The organism is Peribacillus sp. NPDC097264, from assembly GCF_050277925.1.
GTDB lineage: Bacteria > Bacillota > Bacilli > Bacillales > DSM-1321 > Peribacillus.
In genome coordinates this window covers 19,765-36,912 of the sequence record NZ_JBNNSR010000019.1, presented here as the reverse complement: position 1 = coordinate 36,912, position 17,148 = coordinate 19,765, and the positions used below count along the sequence as shown (strand labels likewise).

16 protein-coding genes, 1 rRNA gene, 1 pseudogene and 1 riboswitch are annotated in these 17,148 nt (G+C 38.9%); of the genes and pseudogenes, 15 read left to right on the top strand and 3 right to left on the bottom strand.

Features of this window, described 5'->3' with window-relative positions:
- Nucleotides 1–87 (top strand): 5S ribosomal RNA (rrf, locus tag ACQKL0_RS19840); the annotation flags it as partial.
- Between the two features lie 238 nt (nt 88–325).
- Nucleotides 326–1,165 (top strand): tyrosine-type recombinase/integrase, encoded by an 840-nt coding sequence (locus ACQKL0_RS19835; protein ID WP_402876027.1) that lies wholly within the window; start codon nt 326–328, stop codon nt 1,163–1,165.
- Here the strand turns inward: ACQKL0_RS19835 and ACQKL0_RS19830 are convergent.
- Nucleotides 1,118–1,513 (bottom strand): annotated as a pseudogene (locus tag ACQKL0_RS19830) (efflux RND transporter permease subunit); the annotation flags it as partial. The gene ACQKL0_RS19835 and the pseudogene ACQKL0_RS19830 overlap by 48 nt on opposite strands.
- A gap of 154 nt (nt 1,514–1,667) precedes the next feature.
- Between ACQKL0_RS19830 and ACQKL0_RS19825 the strand changes: the two are divergent.
- From ACQKL0_RS19825 to ACQKL0_RS19785, 9 genes are all read left to right on the top strand, one after another.
- On the top strand, nt 1,668–1,862 hold the full coding sequence (locus tag ACQKL0_RS19825; RefSeq protein ID WP_402876025.1) for a hypothetical protein: 195 nt from the start codon (nt 1,668–1,670) through the stop codon (nt 1,860–1,862).
- 252 nt (nt 1,863–2,114) lie between these two features.
- Nucleotides 2,115–2,558 carry a helix-turn-helix domain-containing protein gene (locus ACQKL0_RS19820; protein WP_402991973.1) on the top strand — a complete coding sequence of 148 codons (444 nt, stop codon included), beginning with the start codon at nt 2,115–2,117 and terminating at the stop codon, nt 2,556–2,558.
- Nucleotides 2,555–3,289 (top strand): ABC transporter ATP-binding protein, encoded by a 735-nt coding sequence (locus ACQKL0_RS19815; protein ID WP_402991978.1) that lies wholly within the window; start codon nt 2,555–2,557, stop codon nt 3,287–3,289. The genes ACQKL0_RS19820 and ACQKL0_RS19815 overlap by 4 nt, the downstream gene beginning before the upstream one ends.
- Nucleotides 3,286–4,017 carry an ABC transporter permease gene (locus tag ACQKL0_RS19810; protein WP_402991981.1) on the top strand — a complete coding sequence of 244 codons (732 nt, stop codon included), beginning with the start codon at nt 3,286–3,288 and terminating at the stop codon, nt 4,015–4,017. The genes ACQKL0_RS19815 and ACQKL0_RS19810 overlap by 4 nt, the downstream gene beginning before the upstream one ends.
- A 685-nt stretch (nt 4,018–4,702) precedes the next feature.
- On the top strand, nt 4,703–4,984 hold the full coding sequence (locus tag ACQKL0_RS19805; RefSeq protein ID WP_427689151.1) for a hypothetical protein: 282 nt from the start codon (nt 4,703–4,705) through the stop codon (nt 4,982–4,984).
- A gap of 190 nt (nt 4,985–5,174) precedes the next feature.
- Nucleotides 5,175–6,077 (top strand): diacylglycerol/lipid kinase family protein, encoded by a 903-nt coding sequence (locus ACQKL0_RS19800; protein WP_407406635.1) that lies wholly within the window; start codon nt 5,175–5,177, stop codon nt 6,075–6,077.
- 116 nt (nt 6,078–6,193) lie between these two features.
- Nucleotides 6,194–6,856: a hypothetical protein gene (locus ACQKL0_RS19795; protein ID WP_427689150.1), complete on the top strand. Its 663-nt coding sequence runs from the start codon at nt 6,194–6,196 to the stop codon at nt 6,854–6,856.
- A gap of 13 nt (nt 6,857–6,869) precedes the next feature.
- Entirely contained in the window at nt 6,870–8,129 is a 1,260-nt protein-coding gene (locus ACQKL0_RS19790; RefSeq protein ID WP_407406632.1) for an efflux RND transporter periplasmic adaptor subunit, read from the top strand.
- 174 nt (nt 8,130–8,303) lie between these two features.
- Nucleotides 8,304–8,452: riboswitch (cyclic di-AMP (ydaO/yuaA leader) on the top strand.
- Between the two features lie 173 nt (nt 8,453–8,625).
- Nucleotides 8,626–9,888: a cation:dicarboxylate symporter family transporter gene (locus ACQKL0_RS19785; protein WP_402876012.1), complete on the top strand. Its 1,263-nt coding sequence runs from the start codon at nt 8,626–8,628 to the stop codon at nt 9,886–9,888.
- Between the two features lie 69 nt (nt 9,889–9,957).
- Here ACQKL0_RS19785 and ACQKL0_RS19780 read toward each other — a convergent pair whose 3' ends face one another.
- Entirely contained in the window at nt 9,958–10,692 is a 735-nt protein-coding gene (locus tag ACQKL0_RS19780; protein ID WP_407406630.1) for a class I SAM-dependent methyltransferase, read from the bottom strand.
- A 152-nt stretch (nt 10,693–10,844) separates the two neighbouring features.
- On the opposite strand from ACQKL0_RS19780, the gene ACQKL0_RS19775 reads away from it, so the two are divergent.
- The 3 genes from ACQKL0_RS19775 to ACQKL0_RS19765 all read left to right on the top strand — a co-directional run bounded on the left by ACQKL0_RS19775 (nt 10,845) and on the right by ACQKL0_RS19765 (nt 14,392).
- The gene (locus ACQKL0_RS19775) at nt 10,845–11,627 is read left to right on the top strand and encodes a hypothetical protein (protein ID WP_402876009.1); all 783 of its coding nucleotides are present in this window, start codon (nt 10,845–10,847) and stop codon (nt 11,625–11,627) included.
- A 156-nt stretch (nt 11,628–11,783) separates the two neighbouring features.
- Nucleotides 11,784–12,866 carry a D-alanine--D-alanine ligase gene (locus ACQKL0_RS19770; RefSeq protein ID WP_402876007.1) on the top strand — a complete coding sequence of 361 codons (1,083 nt, stop codon included), beginning with the start codon at nt 11,784–11,786 and terminating at the stop codon, nt 12,864–12,866.
- 146 nt (nt 12,867–13,012) lie between these two features.
- Entirely contained in the window at nt 13,013–14,392 is a 1,380-nt protein-coding gene (locus ACQKL0_RS19765; RefSeq protein ID WP_427689147.1) for a UDP-N-acetylmuramoyl-tripeptide--D-alanyl-D-alanine ligase, read from the top strand.
- Between the two features lie 58 nt (nt 14,393–14,450).
- On the opposite strand, the gene ACQKL0_RS19760 is transcribed toward ACQKL0_RS19765, so the two are convergent.
- Nucleotides 14,451–15,602, bottom strand: a complete 1,152-nt coding sequence (locus tag ACQKL0_RS19760; RefSeq protein WP_402959817.1) for a PP2C family protein-serine/threonine phosphatase — start codon at nt 15,600–15,602, stop codon at nt 14,451–14,453.
- A gap of 178 nt (nt 15,603–15,780) precedes the next feature.
- Between ACQKL0_RS19760 and ACQKL0_RS19755 the strand changes: the two genes are divergently transcribed.
- Nucleotides 15,781–17,142 carry a protoglobin domain-containing protein gene (locus tag ACQKL0_RS19755; RefSeq protein WP_427689145.1) on the top strand — a complete coding sequence of 454 codons (1,362 nt, stop codon included), beginning with the start codon at nt 15,781–15,783 and terminating at the stop codon, nt 17,140–17,142.
- Nucleotides 17,143–17,148 lie beyond the last annotated feature (6 nt).

Genomic DNA, 17,148 nt, shown 5'->3' with positions numbered 1-17,148 from the left:
CGTTCCCATTCCGAACACGGCAGTTAAGCTCTTCAGCGCCGATGGTAGTTGGGGGTTTCCCCCTGTGAGAGTAGGACGCCGCCAAGCCATTTCAAGGTCAGCCACTAGGCTGGCCTTTTTTGTGTTGATTTTCCAAGACGTGAAAGATACATTTGAAAAATGAGAGTATTGCTGCAATATGATGATATCTCCTACCATTCTTTTTTAGCATGCGCATCCGGGCTTCTCACAGACGTTAGGAGATTAGGGGGCAGAATTCTTCGTTTCTATAAGGAAATATGTTAAACTTAACTTAGTTCTGAAACTGTCATTGGGGGAATAGCCTATGGATACCTCTGCTAAAGATGAAATGATTTCTTCATTTGCTGGATGGTTGGAAGACCAAGGGAAATCAGCTAATACGATTAAAACGTATACAGGTGTTCTTTCTCAGTTTTGTGAACAGACACAAAAGGTACTAAGGGAAATTAATTCTGAGGATGTTCAATTGTATCTTGATTATTTAGAAAATTGCAAGAAAAGTCCAGGGACAATAGAAAAGCATTATAATGCTTTGAATGTCTTCTTTAAATTTTTAGCGAAGCCACAAATTATGCTTTCTGTTGAGCGTAAGGTAAAGGAATCTAAAAATGAAGCACCTGAGTCACTAAGCATCAAAGATCAAGAAGCTCTTTTGAAGGATATAGAGGCAGAAGGAAATCCTAGGAATGTCGCCATTGTTTATCTTTTGTTACATACTGGCATTCGTGTTTCGGAGCTATGTGATTTAAATGGAAGTGATGTTATCATGGAGGGCAATCGGAATTATATTCTTGTCCGGAATGCAAAAGGTGAAATTGACAGAACCGTTCCGCTAACAGATTTAGCAGTGCAGTATGTGAGAACCTATCTCTGTTCACTGAAGGAAAAAGCAGACCCATTGTTTATCTCAAGCTATAATCAAAGAATCACGCCAAGGTCGGTACAATACATTTTAAAAAAATACAATGTACACCCACATAAATTACGTCATACATTTTGCCAGAGACTAGTGGATAATGGTATTGATATACAAACTGTTTCCAAGCTAGCAGGCCATAAGGACTTAAACGTGACGAAGCGTTACTTAAAAGAAAAATCATTGAACCTGGAAAACGCAATAGATCAAACCTTTACTAAAAACTAAATGTTCAATAAATCTTAAGGGAACGGGGAAACTCGTTTCTTTTTTTGTTTTCACTGCCTTCTCCCTTTTACCCAATTTCATAATTACTTCGTATACGACCGGAACGATAAGTAAGGTAAGCAATGTAAAGCTCACTAGTCCATCCATTACGGTAATGCCAACTCCTTGTGAAATAAGGTCGCTTCCTTCTGTGCCAATTGCGAGAGGAATCAATGCGCTAATCATGGACAAGGCTGTCATCAAGATCGGACGAAGACGGGTTGACCCAGCTTCGAGAGTCGAGAGGCCGTTTTCTTCGTTTTTAAGTACACGATCGACCAATACGATGGCGTTGGTTGCCATAATCCCCATTATCGGTATTACTGAAGAAGAAGCCAAAAACGTACTAAAAAAGGAACAATTCCTTGGTCTCTTAAACGTAAGCCCGTAATCAAATAACGCATATAAAACGCCAGGCACCTTCGGTACGATAAACGTATCAATCAAAGGAGGTGCCATCCTTATGTCCACAAACAAATTAACCATTGTTCCAGTAAAACTCGATCCTTTTCCAACTGAAACTACTTCGTTTCATTCTTCTGAATACACTGCTGTACTAGGCTGTGTTATTAAAACAGCTGAAGCTGAAATAACTTTCTTCAATGGCGTAGATGAGCACATTATCCAAACCATTATGAAGGAGCTGAAAAGTCGATAAAGCATGATTTTACGAGTGTGCAAAACATCTATATTATTTGTGGAAAGACTAATAACATTTGGTAATTGACTATAGGATGAATTTTTTGATTGGGTTGATCGCTCGCCTTTCTTCGGAAAAAATGCCATACATTCGCACTCATCGGGTCCTTATTTTGTATATGTTTTATTTTTGCTACGAATCGTAACAATAAAGTAAATAAATGTAGGTGGACGATTGCCTGTAAGTTTGTTGATAATATAATTTGGAGGTATGAAAAAAATGATTAATATGAATATTAAAGCATTGCGTATACAGCATCAACTTACACAAGAAGAAGTAGCAGAACGTTTAAATGTGTCTCGACAGGTGATAGCCAAATGGGAAAAAGGGGACTCTACACCCGATATCCAATATTGTATGGAGCTCGCGAAGCTTTACAATGTTACATTAGATAATCTTGTTCGTTTTAAACAACAAGAAAATGGCTTCGGTATACCACCGAAAGGAAAGCATTTTTTTGGTACAGCCACACTAGGTGAACGAGGACAAATTGTTATACCTAAAAAAGCACGGGAACTGTTTCAATTAAATCCAGGAGATACGCTAATTATCTTGGGGGATGAAGAGCGTGGTCTTGCGATTGTACCTGAACAAATGTTGAGTAGCTTTTTCAATATGGTAAACCAAAATTTTAAACAGGAGGAAGATAAATGAACAACGCTATTACAATCAACTCCCTAACGAAAACATATGGTACTAAAAATGCTGTTGACCACGTCTCTTTTTCAATTCAAGAAACGGAATTATTTGGCCTTCTTGGTGTTAATGGTGCAGGAAAAACGACATTGATTAAAATGCTTTCGTGTCTAACAAAGCCTTCGAGCGGAGATGCAACATTGTTAGGGAAAAGTATTATAAATGAGCCAGAGCAAGTACGTACTGCGATTGCGGTATCCCCACAAGAGACGGCGATTGCACCCAATCTAACGGTACGTGAAAATTTAGAGTTAATGGCTGGAGTACACGGCTTTAATAAAGAGAAAACAAGGATAATAATTGATGAAATGATTGTTCAGTTTTCATTGCAGCCTTTTGAAAAGCAACGCAGCAAAACATTATCAGGTGGTTGGCAACGCAAATTGAGCATCGCTATGGCTTTAATTAGTGAGCCGCGGATTTTATTTTTAGATGAGCCGACACTTGGATTAGATATTATCGGACGCCGTGAACTTTGGGCTTTAATAAAAAAACTGAAGGAAAAAACAACCATTATATTAACGACGCATTATTTAGAGGAAGCAGAGGCATTGTCTGACCGTATTTGCATTATGAAAGACGGGCAAATTAAAGCAATTGGTTCGGCTCAAGAGCTTATTGAAAAGGCTAACACAGTGAGCTTTGAGGATGCATTTGTGTATTTTGTAACGGAAGGTGATATCCAATGAGAATGCTCGTATTTGCAAACAGAACGACAAAGGAAATTTTAAGGGACCCACTATCACTCTGTTTTGGAATCGGCTTCCCGGTTGTATTATTTCTGCTGTTATCCGCAATTAATCGTAGCATTCCAGTTGATCTTTTTAATGTTGATTCACTAACTCCTGGTATCGCGGTATTTGGTCTATCCTTTATGGCTCTCTTTGCCGCACAAGTTTTATCGAAAGACCGAGCAAGCTCATTTTTAACAAGGCTTTTCACAACACCTATGACATCAACAGATTTTATTATGGGCTATTCTTTACCTTTACTAATGATGTCGATTGTACAGGGGATTTTTTGTTATATTGTTGCGATGTTTATGGGGTTAGCCATCTCTCTTTCTATGATTGTGGCACTAGCTTTACTCATTCCAACATCAATTATTTTTATAGGGATTGGGCTATTATGTGGAACGCTGTTAAGTGAAAGAGCAGCTGTAGGTATTTGTGGAGCACTACTGACCAATTTATCTGCATGGCTTTCGGGCGCATGGATTGACTTAAACCTGATGGGTGGCCTATTCAAAGACGTTGCATTTATTTTACCATTTGTTCATGCAGTCGAAATGGGAAAAGCTGCTCTTACTGGTGAATACGGTGATATTTCCCCTCATATCTGGTGGGTGCTTGGTTATGCCATCATCTTATCGGTAGTAGCAATTGCAATGTTTAAAAAGAAAATGCAGGCAGAATAATTATAATAAAGAAAGCAAAGAACCCAGAAAAATAAATTTTCGGGTTTGTTTAGCACTTTCCTCCATGACAAACTGCCTCACTTTTTACATGGTATCTTAAAATTCACTTAAGAAAACCCTGCTCAAGCTTAAAGCAGTAATGAATGGAAGCAAAACCCATTATTTATGAATTTTTTGATTGGGTTGATTGCTCGCCTTTCTTCGGTATCAGTACCTAGTGAAGTTAATAACGGAATTACCTAATGTACCGTTTTATGAACATCTTAAACAGCTTTTTTTTGCTTATTATATCTATACCATCCAAATAACAAACCAAGTATAGCTGTTATTACACCATATTTAAGCAAGATAATTATGTATTCCATGGTAGACAAATAGGATGTTTCAGTCACATCAAAACTCACTCGTGTAACTTGTTCATACCTTACAAATAAAATTCCTATACCTATTCCCATAAAAAAAACTATATATAGCGCTTTTTCTAAGTATTTTTACCATTTTAATATCCCCTTATAACGTTCATATACTAACTATTCAATTAGGAATGGAAAAACACCTTTTTTTAGCTACTTGCAAGGTAAACATTAATTATGAGGAAATAAACCCAGATAACATAATCCCCATAAGCATAAGTATGTTGCCAATTTTCATATTGAATTGGTTAGATTCAATCATAGAGGGGTTAATGAAGGGCGACGATCCTTTATTGAATCAGTTACCTGGACCTGACTGTTCAGCGTATGTACTTGACCCTAAAGCGGAGATTGACCTGACGATAGATAAACTCTTAAGGAGGAAGTCGGGGGATGGAGCAGGATATAGGACTGGTAAAGATACAGAGGCTTTAGAGGTGATTAGAGAGGTCTTTTTAAAAAAAGACCAAATGGTGTCATCTTGGAAGGTTTTTTGCTTTATCTGGAAAAGGACGAGACCAGAAGTACCCTTTGTTCCAAGCTCATCATATTAATGAAAGATCATTTGCATATACACTCATGACGTTTTGGAAGGGGCTGCCGCCTCTTTTTTTATTTTTTATACGTCTTTCTTCATATTAATAATTTAATTGCTTCAACTATTCATGATTGAGTTTTAAAAGGAGGAAAAAAGGAAAAAGTAAAGGGAAGCGTAGCTATTCATTAAACGGGGGGGAACAGGATATGAGATGGAAAAAAGGAATGCTGATCTATAACGAATGTGCAGGAAATAGTAAGGTGGAAAAGGCATTAGAGGAATGTCTCCCTATTCTGACACCCCAAATTGATGAATTTCTTATTCTTCAGACCAAGGAAAAGGGTGATGCTGACAAGTTTTGTTCGGAATATGGAGAAGGTATGGACGTAGTATTCGTTCTGGGAGGAGATGGAACGGTGCATGAATGTGTGAATGGTCTTTCTCCACTCGAACATCGACCGCTTTTGGGAATATTACCTGGAGGGACGTGCAATGATTTCTCCAGAACCTTGGAAATACCTCAAAATATCCGTCGTGCGGCGGAAACTATAGTGAACGGAAATGTCCGTATGATCGATGTGGGGAAGGCGGACGATCATTACCTTTTGAATTTTTGGGGTATTGGACTGATTACCGATACGTCAAACAATATAGATGAACAAGAAAAAAGTAAATTCGGAAAGATTGGTTATTTTTTAAGTGCAATTAGAACGATAGGCGATCAAGAACCGTTTCCTTTTAGAGTCGAATATGATGAAACGTGTGTCGAAGGAAAAGCTGTCATGATTTTAGTCTTGAATGGTAATTTTATCGGAACGAATTCAATGCCTTTTTCAATGGTCCAGCCAGACGATGGGCTGTTTGATATCGTCATCGTGAAAGAATCGAGCCTAAGTGTATTTAGGGAGATCTTAGCCATGAAGAGTTCGTTGACTGAAAGTGTCAGCTCAGAGTCAGGTGTCATGTATGTCCAGGCAAGAAAATTGAAGGTGGAAACCGAATTACCTCTCGAAGTCGATATGGATGGAGAGATTTATAATCAGACTCCTACACAGATAGACGTTCTGAAACATCATCTTGCTTTTTTGTCTCCTAGCTCAGGAGTATAACAGAATCAGACGCATTAAGAGTATATATTTATATTTATTCCTCCTTATTTCTGCATTTGTTTACAAAATAAGATAAAATATAAAATGATATTTCATTTTTTGCAGGAGGAACATACATGATATACCAGGTCCGATTGTTAAAGGGTATTTTTGAACCGCAAAGAAGCCGTTACCAATTGCAAAATGCGGAAGCGGTCACACGACTTTTCTGGAAATTAATAGGATTATATTTTCTTAGTGTCTTAGTTTTTTCAGTAAGTGGATATTTTGGAATTGGTTCAGAATCATTTTCTAAAAATATTACGAAGATGGATGTAAGTGAATTTGAAACGGGAAAATTACTGATTGTAATTGGAAATATGATTGCAGGATTGTTTTATCCTTCTATTTATATCTTTTTAGCTTCTTTATTCTTTTGGGTAGTATTGGATATCCCATACATAAAAACCGTGATTGTTCAAATGATTACGTTTAGTTTGCTCTTACTGGAGAAGGTTTTGTTAATTCCTCTTTTTGTTTTGATGGATATTGGGCATGATGCCAACCCCTTTTCACTTGGAGTCATCAGCCAGTACTTCATTCGAAGCGATTACTTTATTCATTTTTTTAGTGAAATCACCATTTTTCAAATTTTAATCATTTCTTTACAATATTATTATTTGAAGGTATATACGGAACGAAGCAAGGCCTTTGTCTTATCAATGATCATTCTATTTTATATTGCCTCGTGGTTTGCTAAAGCATTTTTAGCATATCTACAAGTTGGCGTATTCGTATAAGGTGGTGAGAAAAATGAAAAAGTGGAAATTAGCAGCCCTATCAGTAGCATCTTTGGCCTTGATATCGGGTAATATTTACTTGATTGAAAAAAAAGACAGTAAAGTGGAACGGACCGTTTTTACCGAAAGATGGACACAAGTTAAGAAAGATACCATAACTGAAACATTTCAAACAAAGGGAATCTTTAAACCGGCAGAAGAATATGATGTTTATTTTGATGCTAAAAACAATGATTTTCAGAAATTCCTGGTTCACGAAGGGGACGAGGTAACGGCTGGAACATCCCTGTTTGAATACACTACAACCGAACTGGATGCACTAAAAGATAATTTGGAAGCGGAAAAGGCTGCAACCGAAGGAGAAATCGTCGGAATTGATGAGTACATAAATAAGTTGAAAGCTTATCAAAGTGGTCTGACCCTGGATTCAAACAAAACGGTTATCGATGAGACAGTAGAAAAGAACCTAAATATAGACATCACCACTTCTTCCTCAGACTTAATTAAAAGTAATATTGAGCAGGAGATGTACAAGCAGGAACTTGAAAAAAATAGCTTGAAGGAAAAAGTGGTCATGCTAGAAGCACAATTAAGCTCAATTGAGGTGCAAACCAATGCCGTGGAGACGACAAGTGAAGCGGATGGTGTCGTGAAGAAGATCAATAAAAATTTAACGAATCCGATTATTTCAATTGCTTCTGCAGAAATGGCCATCGAAGGTTCCTTCTCTGAAGAAGAGTTAAAGAAGGCAGAGGTAGGGATGGAGATAAAAGCTAGTTCTCCTGATTTGAAAAAGAGGTTGGGCGGAACCATCAGCCGTATACATCCTTATCCCAAAGAGGAGCCAACCCTAAAGGATGAAAATCGCTATACATTCGAAGCGGAAATTGTAACGGAAGCAGAGAATAAGGAAGCGCTATTAGACGGTTCAAAGGTCGACCTTACCGTTATAACGAATGTGAAGAAGGGAGTCCCGACTGTTCCAACAGAAGCGATACATGAACGGAAGCAGCCGCATGTCTATAAAATGACCAATAAAGGGCATTTGAACCGACAATACTTTACAAAAGGGGCTCAAGCAAAAGGGAAGCAAGAGATGCTTAAAGGTCCAGCAGTGGGAGATGTCATCCTTTTAGAACCGAAAAAGGTAGTGAAGAACCACTCTTACTTCATTACCCCGCTCAAATTGGACAAGGTTCACTCTGCAACTTTTAAGAAACTATCCAAAAGGGAAAAAGTTAGATACATTTTACTAGGATTTTTGGAAAAATAATTTTCAGTTAAATCAAAAATGGCCATAATTTTTTACTGTTAAAACTAATTACCTATTTAAACAATAAGTGTAAACCCACGTAGCACTCAATATTCTTAATCCCCTCTGTACTTTCGGAGTGTGGGGAAAGAAAATATATTTACAGATTAATATTTTTAGTATAATATTTTAATATAAGTTAGCTCGCTTAATCTTATAAAAAAGAACGGGGGAACCAATTTTGCGGATTATATTCGCTAGGGGTGAATTCAGAGATGAAAGGGCCATTGTGTTTCCGATTCCTAACCCGACAGCTAACCCCGTAAGCGTCTTCGAGGGAACATGTGTGAATAACACGCCAATAGGGAAAATGACACGTAGGGTGTCTTTTTTTTAAGCGTAAGGATAGAAGTTTTTCAATATACAGAAAAATTTTTCTCTTTTTATTAGTATCTTGTTTCCCTTACCGAGACAAATGTTTTTACATCAAAGACTATATGGAAGGTGAGGAAATTAAATGAAGAAATTCAAACTGAGTTTAGCAAGCCAAATATTCATTGGTTTAATTCTGGGAATTATCGTAGGTGCTATATTTTATGGAAGTGAGACGGCACAAAGCTATCTACAACCATTAGGTGATATCTTCCTACGTATGATTAAAATGATCGTCGTTCCAATTATCGTTTCTAGCCTTATTGTTGCAGTTGCAGGCGTGGGCGATATTAAATCAGTAGGGAAATTAGGTGCCAAGTCACTATCCTACTTTATAGTAGTAACACTAGTTGCAATAGGCGTAGGTTTATTATCTGCCAATATTATTCAGCCTGGCGCGGGCGTAAATATGGGTGAGCTTGAACAAACGGATATTTCCACTTATGTTGACACAGCAGAAACTAAGCAACACGAATCCTTTATAGATACAATCGTTCATATTGTCCCATCTAATCCGATTAAAGCAATGGTAGAAGGCGATATGCTTGCAATCATTTTCTTCTCAGTCTTGTTTGGACTAAGCATTGCAGCTATCGGTGAAAAAGGAGTACCAGTATTCCGTTTCTTCCAAGGTGCTGCGGAAGGTATGTTCAATCTAACCAATATGGTTATGAAATTTGCTCCGATTGGGGTATTTGCACTAATCGGTGTGACAATCTCTAAATTCGGTTTATCATCACTAATCCCATTAGGAAAGTTAGCCCTTTCCGTATACGGAACGATGATTTTCTTCGTAGTTGTCATCCTGGGGCTCATTGCAAAATTTGTAGGCTTCAGTATCTTTAAGTTAATTGCCATTTTGAAAGAAGAATTGATCTTAGCATTTTCCACAGCAAGTTCAGAAGCGGTTCTTCCAAGAATCATGGAGAAGATGGAGAAAGCCGGTTGTCCAAAACATATCACCTCTTTTGTTATTCCGACTGGTTACTCATTCAACCTAGATGGTTCCACATTATACCAAGCTTTAGCAGCCATCTTCATTGCTCAAATGTACGGCATACATCTAAGTGCTTATGAGCAAATAACGCTAATGTTAGTGTTGATGATTACCTCTAAAGGAATTGCCGGTGTACCGGGCGTATCCTTCGTTGTACTTTTAGCAACATTAGGTACGGTGGGCATCCCAATTGAAGGACTTGCCTTCATAGCAGGTATTGACCGTATCCTTGATATGGGTCGTACTGTAGTAAACGTTATTGGTAACTCTTTAGCAGCCATCGTTATTTCCAAGTGGGAAGGTCAATTCAACCCTCCTGCCGAAAAAGGAAAACTCGAACAGGCTTCTTAATATAAGTCAAAACTCCAGGGTGATTGCACTCTGGAGTTTTTTTGTATTCAGATGAAAGTCGAAAGTAACTTATTGATGGACGATCCAGAAATGGGAGTCAGGGGAAAAGTTCATAGCCATATCGCTTTCATTAAATGAATCTTGGTGAAAGGTTTCCAAAACAGTCAGTTGGGCTTCTTCTAAGCAATCAAGGACTTCCTGCTGACTCGGGATATGAAGATAGGCCTCTTCTTGGTGAGACTTTCCCTTTGTGAAGATATCACCGAACTCATATAGCCGTTCATCCTGTTTACTATCACACCAAATCATTTCTTCCTGTTCCCAAAAATTAAGATACCTTTCATTACTGTCGCGAATCGGTGTGGTGAATAGGAAACGGCCTCCTGGTCTAAGTATGCGTTTGATTTCTTTCAAAGCGAGAATGCGGTTTTTTCGTTGAGGGATCTTCATTAAACCATGAAAGGAAAAGAGTGCATGGTCGAATGACGAGTCGTTGAAAGGGATTTCCGTGGCATTCCCAAGAAAGAATGGAATCTCCATATTTTCATCTTGTGAAAACTTCCGGGCTTCTTGAATCTTGGAGGGTGAAGGGTCCAGTCCGGTTATATGATGAAACCCATTCTTGTATAGAGCAAAGGTCGTCCTCCCTGTACTACATCCAATATCAAGGATGGAGTCGGCTTGATGAAAGTATTTATCGAATGCAAATTTTTCGAGTTCCCAAAGATCCCAATTTTTTGATGCATCGGCGATAGCGTCTTCCTGCAAGCGATTGATGAAATCATCTTTTTCTATTTTATCCATCATTCATCCTCCAAACCTTTATTTTTACTATAATATGGAAATCCATACCTGTCTAGTTTCTTATTTTTACTACTATTTTATATACACTTCGTGAATATTAAAAAGTTTGATAAAATAGAACTATTGATGAAAGGCTCGGAGGGAATATAATCATGAAAAATGAAGGTAATGACATCTTATATATGCATATGCAGGCTTCCGAAAGATTTGTCCTTTTTAATGGCCTTAATTTTCGAGAATTCTCTTATTCCTTACCGCATAGCTTGAATTCCATCTTATTATTGAAACATCAATATGATGGTGGGGAGTACGATTTGAATGTCTTGCTGGAGAGCGTGTCATCTGAGAATGTTTATAAGCTACTTAAAGAGGATGTTCGTGCATATGGAGATTTCTGTTGGGTCGATTTTAAGGAAGCGGATTGTCTAGAAGAATTGGACGGCAGGGAATTAGCGGAACTCCTATATGTGGGGCATACTAAAAATCACTTAGAACCCCCTTTCTTTCACAAACTGAATAATCAATTTGTCTATCTGGCCCAAGATGATGGATGGTTTAATAAAATTTACTTTCGTTCGATTTCAACGTACTATAAGATGCTGGGAAATTTACTTCCGTTGAAGCTTGAACCATTGAAAGTCGAAAGAACATGGTTAGGAATGAGGAAGAAAAAAGAATTGCCGGCAATTCCTTTGGATATTATTTCTTCCCTGGCTCCTATATTGGCGGAAGGTATAGTTTTTTCTTTTAGACATGTGAAGATTACAAGGACCAAAATCGAGATCCCAGCATGGATCGTGGGAGATTATTTGAACATGGATGAAATGCATGATGATTTCTTAGATAGAAAAGAACAAGGACCTGATGCCTTCATTACTTTTCATCGTAAAGAAAAGGTTTGGGAGAGCGTTATCAACACGACGCTATATAAATAACTTCTTTAGCTAATTAAGGGTTTGGGTCGTAGGACTTGCAACTGGGTGCATAAACTTCTAATTATAGCTATAGAAGGGGGAACTTTCACTTTTCCCGTTTTAGTGTAAAGTGTTACAATGGAATATGGTTAAAAGAATATTGGAGGGTAATAACTCATGAAAACTAAACTTGGTTTGCTTTATGGTGGGAAATCTGCGGAACATGATGTTTCTTTGCAGACAGCTTTAGCAGTCATTAAAGCTCTCGACTTAGCAAAGTTTGACATATATCCGATTTACATAACAAAAGAAGGTTCTTGGGTAAATGGTCCAAAGTTGACTGGCCCGGCAAAATCCGTGGAGGAATTGGCTTTATCATCCGATAAATTGACTTCTCCTTTGTCATTGCAAGCCCATTTAACTGATGAAAATAGTGGTTCCACGGGATATGATGTCATTTTCCCTCTTCTACATGGACCGAATGGCGAAGATGGAACAGTGCAGGGGATGCTTGAGCTGTTGAATCTTCCTTATGTGGGAAATGGGGTACTGGCTTCATCCGCAGGGATGGATAAGGTCATCATGAAAAATATTTTTGCACAGGCGGGATTACCGCAAGTTAACTATACATGGTTCATCCGCTCGGAATGGGAGAGTAACACAGAACGGTCCATTGAGAAGGTGGAAGAAGTATGTGGGTACCCTTGTTTTGTAAAACCGGCTAATTTAGGCTCAAGCGTAGGAGTCAGCAAATGTAATAATGCTAATGAGTTGAAGAAGGCAGTCGCAGAAGCATTTCAATTCGATCGGAAAATCATCGTTGAAGAAGGAGTCATCGCCCGTGAAGTGGAGTTTGGCGTGATCGGGAATGATACCCCATCTTGTTCTGTGGCAGGAGAAATCATTCCTAAGACAGACTTTGACTTCTATGATTATTCAGCTAAATACGTCGACGGAAATTCAGCGATGGCCATACCTGCCGAAATAGAGGAAAGTCAATATAAAGCTTTATCTCAAATGGCAATCACAGCCTTTAAGTCATTGGACTGTTCAGGACTCGTCCGGGCCGATTTCTTTTTGACGAAAGATGGAAAGGTCTATATTAATGAAGTGAATACGATGCCTGGCTTTACGCCATTCAGCATGTTCCCGCTATTATGGAAGCACACGGGTCTTGAATATCCACAATTAATAGAAGAACTTGTGAAGCTTGCTTTAGAGCGCTATGAAGAAAAACAACAAATTAAATATACAGTGTAAGCGGTAATGTAAAGTGGGTTCCTGTATTTCAATTATACGCAGGACTTACTCTAGCAAGCAGGAATCGGTTCTCCATGCCGATTGCTGCTTAGTTTGGTTATAAAGAAAATGGAAGATTTAGTTCGATGAACGAAGGAGGAACGAAAGTGATAAAGAGAACGTTGAAACAAATATCTGAGATGGTAAATGGATTGAACGATAGTAAGGTATTTGAACCCATTGAAATTCATGGTGTAACCATCGATTCAAGAGCGGTTACGAAAGGATGCTTGTTCGTTCCGTTAAAGGGAGAGCAAGTCGATGGCCATCAATATGTCAGAAGTGCCATTGCGCAGGGAGCATCCGCTTCTTTTTGGCAGCAGGATATTCCGAATCCACCTACTGATTTACCAATCATCCTTGTGGAAAATACTGAAAAGGCATTACAGCAATTGGCACGCGCTTATCGGGACCAATTGAATATTAAAGTCATTGGAATAACGGGGAGCAATGGTAAAACCACTACGAAAGATATGACGGCTGCCCTGCTGGCCACTACCTATAAAGTCCATAAGACGAATGGTAACTTCAATAATCATCTTGGATTACCACTTACTATCCTATCCATGGATGAGGAAACAGAAGCAGCCGTTTTAGAAATGGGCATGAGTAGTCGTGGGGAAATCGAATTTTTATCCAAGCTAGCAAAACCAGATGTAGCCATTATTACAAATATAGGCGAATCGCATTTGTTGGATTTAGGCTCGCGAGAAGAAATCGCCAATGCGAAGCTAGAAATCGTGGAGGGATTGCCACAGGGCGGAACGCTTATTTACCATGGTGACGAACCTTTGCTGGAAAGCCGGATTCAAAAGCAATTCCCCCATTTACGTGTCCTATCCTTCGGACGTACGGAGCGGAATGACTTGTTCCCATTGACGATTACCCAAGAGGCAGACAGTACCTCGTTTACACTTGGGGGAGAGAATCAAGGTGACTATCAAATCCCGGTTTTGGGTCAGCATAACGTGCTCAATGCATTGGCTGCCATTCTTGCCGCAAAAGAACTGAATATAGGTAACGAATCCATCCATAAGGGTTTAGAAGCCATTCGCCTTACAAACATGAGGATGGAGATGGTCGAAGGCATAAATGGGCAGAAAATCATTAATGATGCTTACAATGCCAGCCCCACTTCCGTCAAGGCAGCAATTGAGCTGATTGAGGGTCTATCCGGTTTTAGGAATAAAATCCTTGTACTTGGAGATATGTTGGAGTTAGGAGCAAGCGAAAAAGATTTCCACTTGAGAATAGGTGAACTGATAGCGGTTGATCAAATTGATAAGGTCTTTACATATGGACCGCTTGCCGAATATATTGCTAAGGGTGCACGTAAAACATTTGCAGCTGAGAATGTTCAATCTTTTCAAGATAAACAACAATTAATAGAAGCGCTACAGACTTCTACTGATGCCCATGATTTAATTTTGGTCAAAGCTTCAAGAGGCATGAAGTTAGAAGAAGTCGTAAAAGCCTTGCAAAAATGATGAGAAATAGAAAAAGAGCCGATTTCATTATGAAATCGGTTCTTTCTCTATTGGACGCTTAAAACAAGGTACCAGCAATGATGCAGATATCATCATTGATTTCGGAATGCTTCATCCTGGAGAGTAATAATTCATGAAGAAGATCTGATGTATCTAAGTGGACATTATCTATAAACTCCTGTTCAATCTTATCGAATCTATGAATGGTATGGTTACTGGGAGACTCAGAAAGCCCGTCGGTATATATAACGAAACGACTCCCAGCTTCATAGTGAATGGACCCTTTTTCTATAGGCATATCTGGTACAAGCCCTATAGGCATCGAGCCATTACTTAAAATTTGCAATTCATTATTGCAAGGGGAATACATCATTGCAGGAGGATGCCCATTGTTAACATATTCAATAATTCGAGCGGCCGTATCCACAAAAGCAATGAAGGCCGTAAAGTATGGGGCATTCGTATTTTCCTTTTGATACTCCTGGAACAGATGGCCCATATGCTTGTTCAGTTCTTTCGTAATGAAGGTGGGGTCTTTTACACGCTTGATAAGCCCAGGCATTAAAGAGCGGATAGACATGCTGATGAGTGCGGCTTGAATTCCTTTTCCACAAACATCGATGATGATGAACCCGTATTTCCCGTCCTCGACCTCCTGCCAGTAAAATAAATCCCCCGACAGCTCACTTGATGGCTGGAAAAGCCCCTGGATTTCGATATCTTTCTTTTGTATGGATGTAGGAAGGACAAGCTGTTGAAAGTTTTGAGCTACACGCAAGTTTTGCTTAACTTTAAGTCCGATATTTACTAGTTCCTGTTCCTTCATCTTCGTTGAGTATAACTGCATGCTAATATTCTGAAGAGCTTTCAATTTCAGCTTAATCTCCACTGGGTCTGCAGGGAAGGCCATCGACTCATAAATCGTTTTTTTGGGTAAGGTCTGTGGATCCTTTAACTTTTTTGAACGCTTATAAATGAATAGTATGGGTATCTCATAAGACTCGGCTAAAGCAAATAAGGCGGTTTGTTGGGAGGAGTCTCTCGAAAGGTATAAAGGTAGGATGAATAAGGATTGCAATAAGTCCGTCTTATTTCGAAACAGATGTTGTTGTCCTACCGGGTCTTCTAAAAAAATGACTTTCTTGTCTAGTGTTTGTAATACAAGGCTAAAGTCTCTACATTCTGGGATATCCAACGTATATATATTCATATAACCCCCTGATATTTGTTAGGTTGTGCATGTGCAGGACTATTATACTATACAAAGACACATTTCATGCTTTTTTTGCACAAGAATTCATAATATTGTTGATATTACTGCATGTTTATTGGGTTATAATGTAAAATATGGTAGGTATAAAGTCTTACAAAGGGAAGGGGAAATACAGTTGAGTGGGTGTCCATTTACATCATTATTTAGTTTGAAAAATAAGGAATCATTGAAGAAACAAGAGAAGCAGCCTACAGTCCCCATTAAAATAGGATCTACTCCGACTCGTGCACCTATATTCTCGGAAATTGAAAAGGGAAAGAATGCTCTTCAGCTTATGTTTGTGAATTTGGAGGAACAGGATATTACGACACTTATGAGTCTAAAGCCTATTATGGAAAAGAACGTTGAAAAGATAGTGGACGCTTTTTATGCTCGCATTTCGGAAATTCCCAACCTAACCATGATCATACAGGAACATTCCACTATACATAGGTTAAAGCAGACATTAGAGAAATATATTCTGGATATGGTTTCGGGGGACGTCGGGGAGAAGTACGTGGTACGACGTAAGGTTATTGGTAGTGTGCATAACCGGATAGGTCTTTTCCCAGAGTGGTATATCGGTGCCTTTACCATCATTCAACATGAGGTCCTACAGATGTTGACCCGTGAGTGTGATAGTTGGCAAGAAGCCCAGGGTTATTATTACTCATTTCAAAAGCTTTGTTCATTCGATATGCAAATTGCGATCCAGACTTATATAACGTCTTATACATCATCCATGATGAAGCTAAACGAGATTGAGGAGCTTCAATACCGTTTGAATGACTCTTCTTCCATCTTGGCGACTAGTGCGAAACAAACCATGGCTTCGCTAGCCGAACGGGATACTTGGGTCCAAAGTATGCTCGACGATATTGAAGAGATTAATACTGGGTCAAAAGCGATGATCCATCATGTTGAAACAGGAAAAAGCAATGTGTCGAGGGCTTTGAAAAAAGTCGATGATGCCGTGGACTTAATCGAAAAAGTTAAGAACTTAACAGAGGAACTGAATGAGAACTCCTTACATATTGGGCAAGTGGTACAAACGATACGCGTCCTATCTAACCAAACCAATATTCTATCGCTAAATGCAGGGATTGAAGCAGCTCGAGCAGGCCAACATGGAAAAGGTTTCTCAATAGTGGCACAAGAAGTTAGGAACCTTGCCCGCAAAACCGAGCTATCACTTGATTCCATTCAACAACAGGTGACGTCAGTCCAGAAGACGGTAATGAAATTTGATGAGAGTTTTCAAAGTATCGTGGATGAAGCGAGATTCTTTGGACATGTAAATAAAGAAATCATAGATATCCTGGATGATTCGGTAAGAAGTGTAAAAGAGAGCGACAACAAAATCAGCCATTTAGGCGGAGAGATTGGAGAATTTAGATCAACGTTTGAGGAACTCACATCGGCTTCTTCCCAAATAGCAGAGATGGCTGAGCAATTGAGCTCATTGAATAGTGAACTATCGCAGAAGTTCAAGGGTTAATGGATA

Bases quoted from the DNA above. Each gene is read 5' to 3' on its own strand.
- ACQKL0_RS19785 (WP_402876012.1), top strand. From the start codon at position 8,626: ATGAAGAAATTCAAACTGAGTTTAGCAAGCCAAATATTCATTGGTTTA.
- ACQKL0_RS19760 (WP_402959817.1), bottom strand. From the start codon at position 15,602: ATGAATATATATACGTTGGATATCCCAGAATGTAGAGACTTTAGCCTT.
- ACQKL0_RS19805 (WP_427689151.1), top strand. From the start codon at position 4,703: ATGAAGGGCGACGATCCTTTATTGAATCAGTTACCTGGACCTGACTGT.
- ACQKL0_RS19835 (WP_402876027.1), top strand. From the start codon at position 326: ATGGATACCTCTGCTAAAGATGAAATGATTTCTTCATTTGCTGGATGG.
- ACQKL0_RS19790 (WP_407406632.1), top strand. From the start codon at position 6,870: ATGAAAAAGTGGAAATTAGCAGCCCTATCAGTAGCATCTTTGGCCTTG.
- ACQKL0_RS19775 (WP_402876009.1), top strand. From the start codon at position 10,845: ATGAAAAATGAAGGTAATGACATCTTATATATGCATATGCAGGCTTCC.
- ACQKL0_RS19770 (WP_402876007.1), top strand. From the start codon at position 11,784: ATGAAAACTAAACTTGGTTTGCTTTATGGTGGGAAATCTGCGGAACAT.
- ACQKL0_RS19795 (WP_427689150.1), top strand. From the start codon at position 6,194: ATGATATACCAGGTCCGATTGTTAAAGGGTATTTTTGAACCGCAAAGA.
- ACQKL0_RS19820 (WP_402991973.1), top strand. From the start codon at position 2,115: ATGAAAAAAATGATTAATATGAATATTAAAGCATTGCGTATACAGCAT.
- ACQKL0_RS19800 (WP_407406635.1), top strand. From the start codon at position 5,175: ATGAGATGGAAAAAAGGAATGCTGATCTATAACGAATGTGCAGGAAAT.
- ACQKL0_RS19780 (WP_407406630.1), bottom strand. From the start codon at position 10,692: ATGGATAAAATAGAAAAAGATGATTTCATCAATCGCTTGCAGGAAGAC.
- ACQKL0_RS19825 (WP_402876025.1), top strand. From the start codon at position 1,668: ATGTCCACAAACAAATTAACCATTGTTCCAGTAAAACTCGATCCTTTT.
- ACQKL0_RS19815 (WP_402991978.1), top strand. From the start codon at position 2,555: ATGAACAACGCTATTACAATCAACTCCCTAACGAAAACATATGGTACT.
- ACQKL0_RS19810 (WP_402991981.1), top strand. From the start codon at position 3,286: ATGAGAATGCTCGTATTTGCAAACAGAACGACAAAGGAAATTTTAAGG.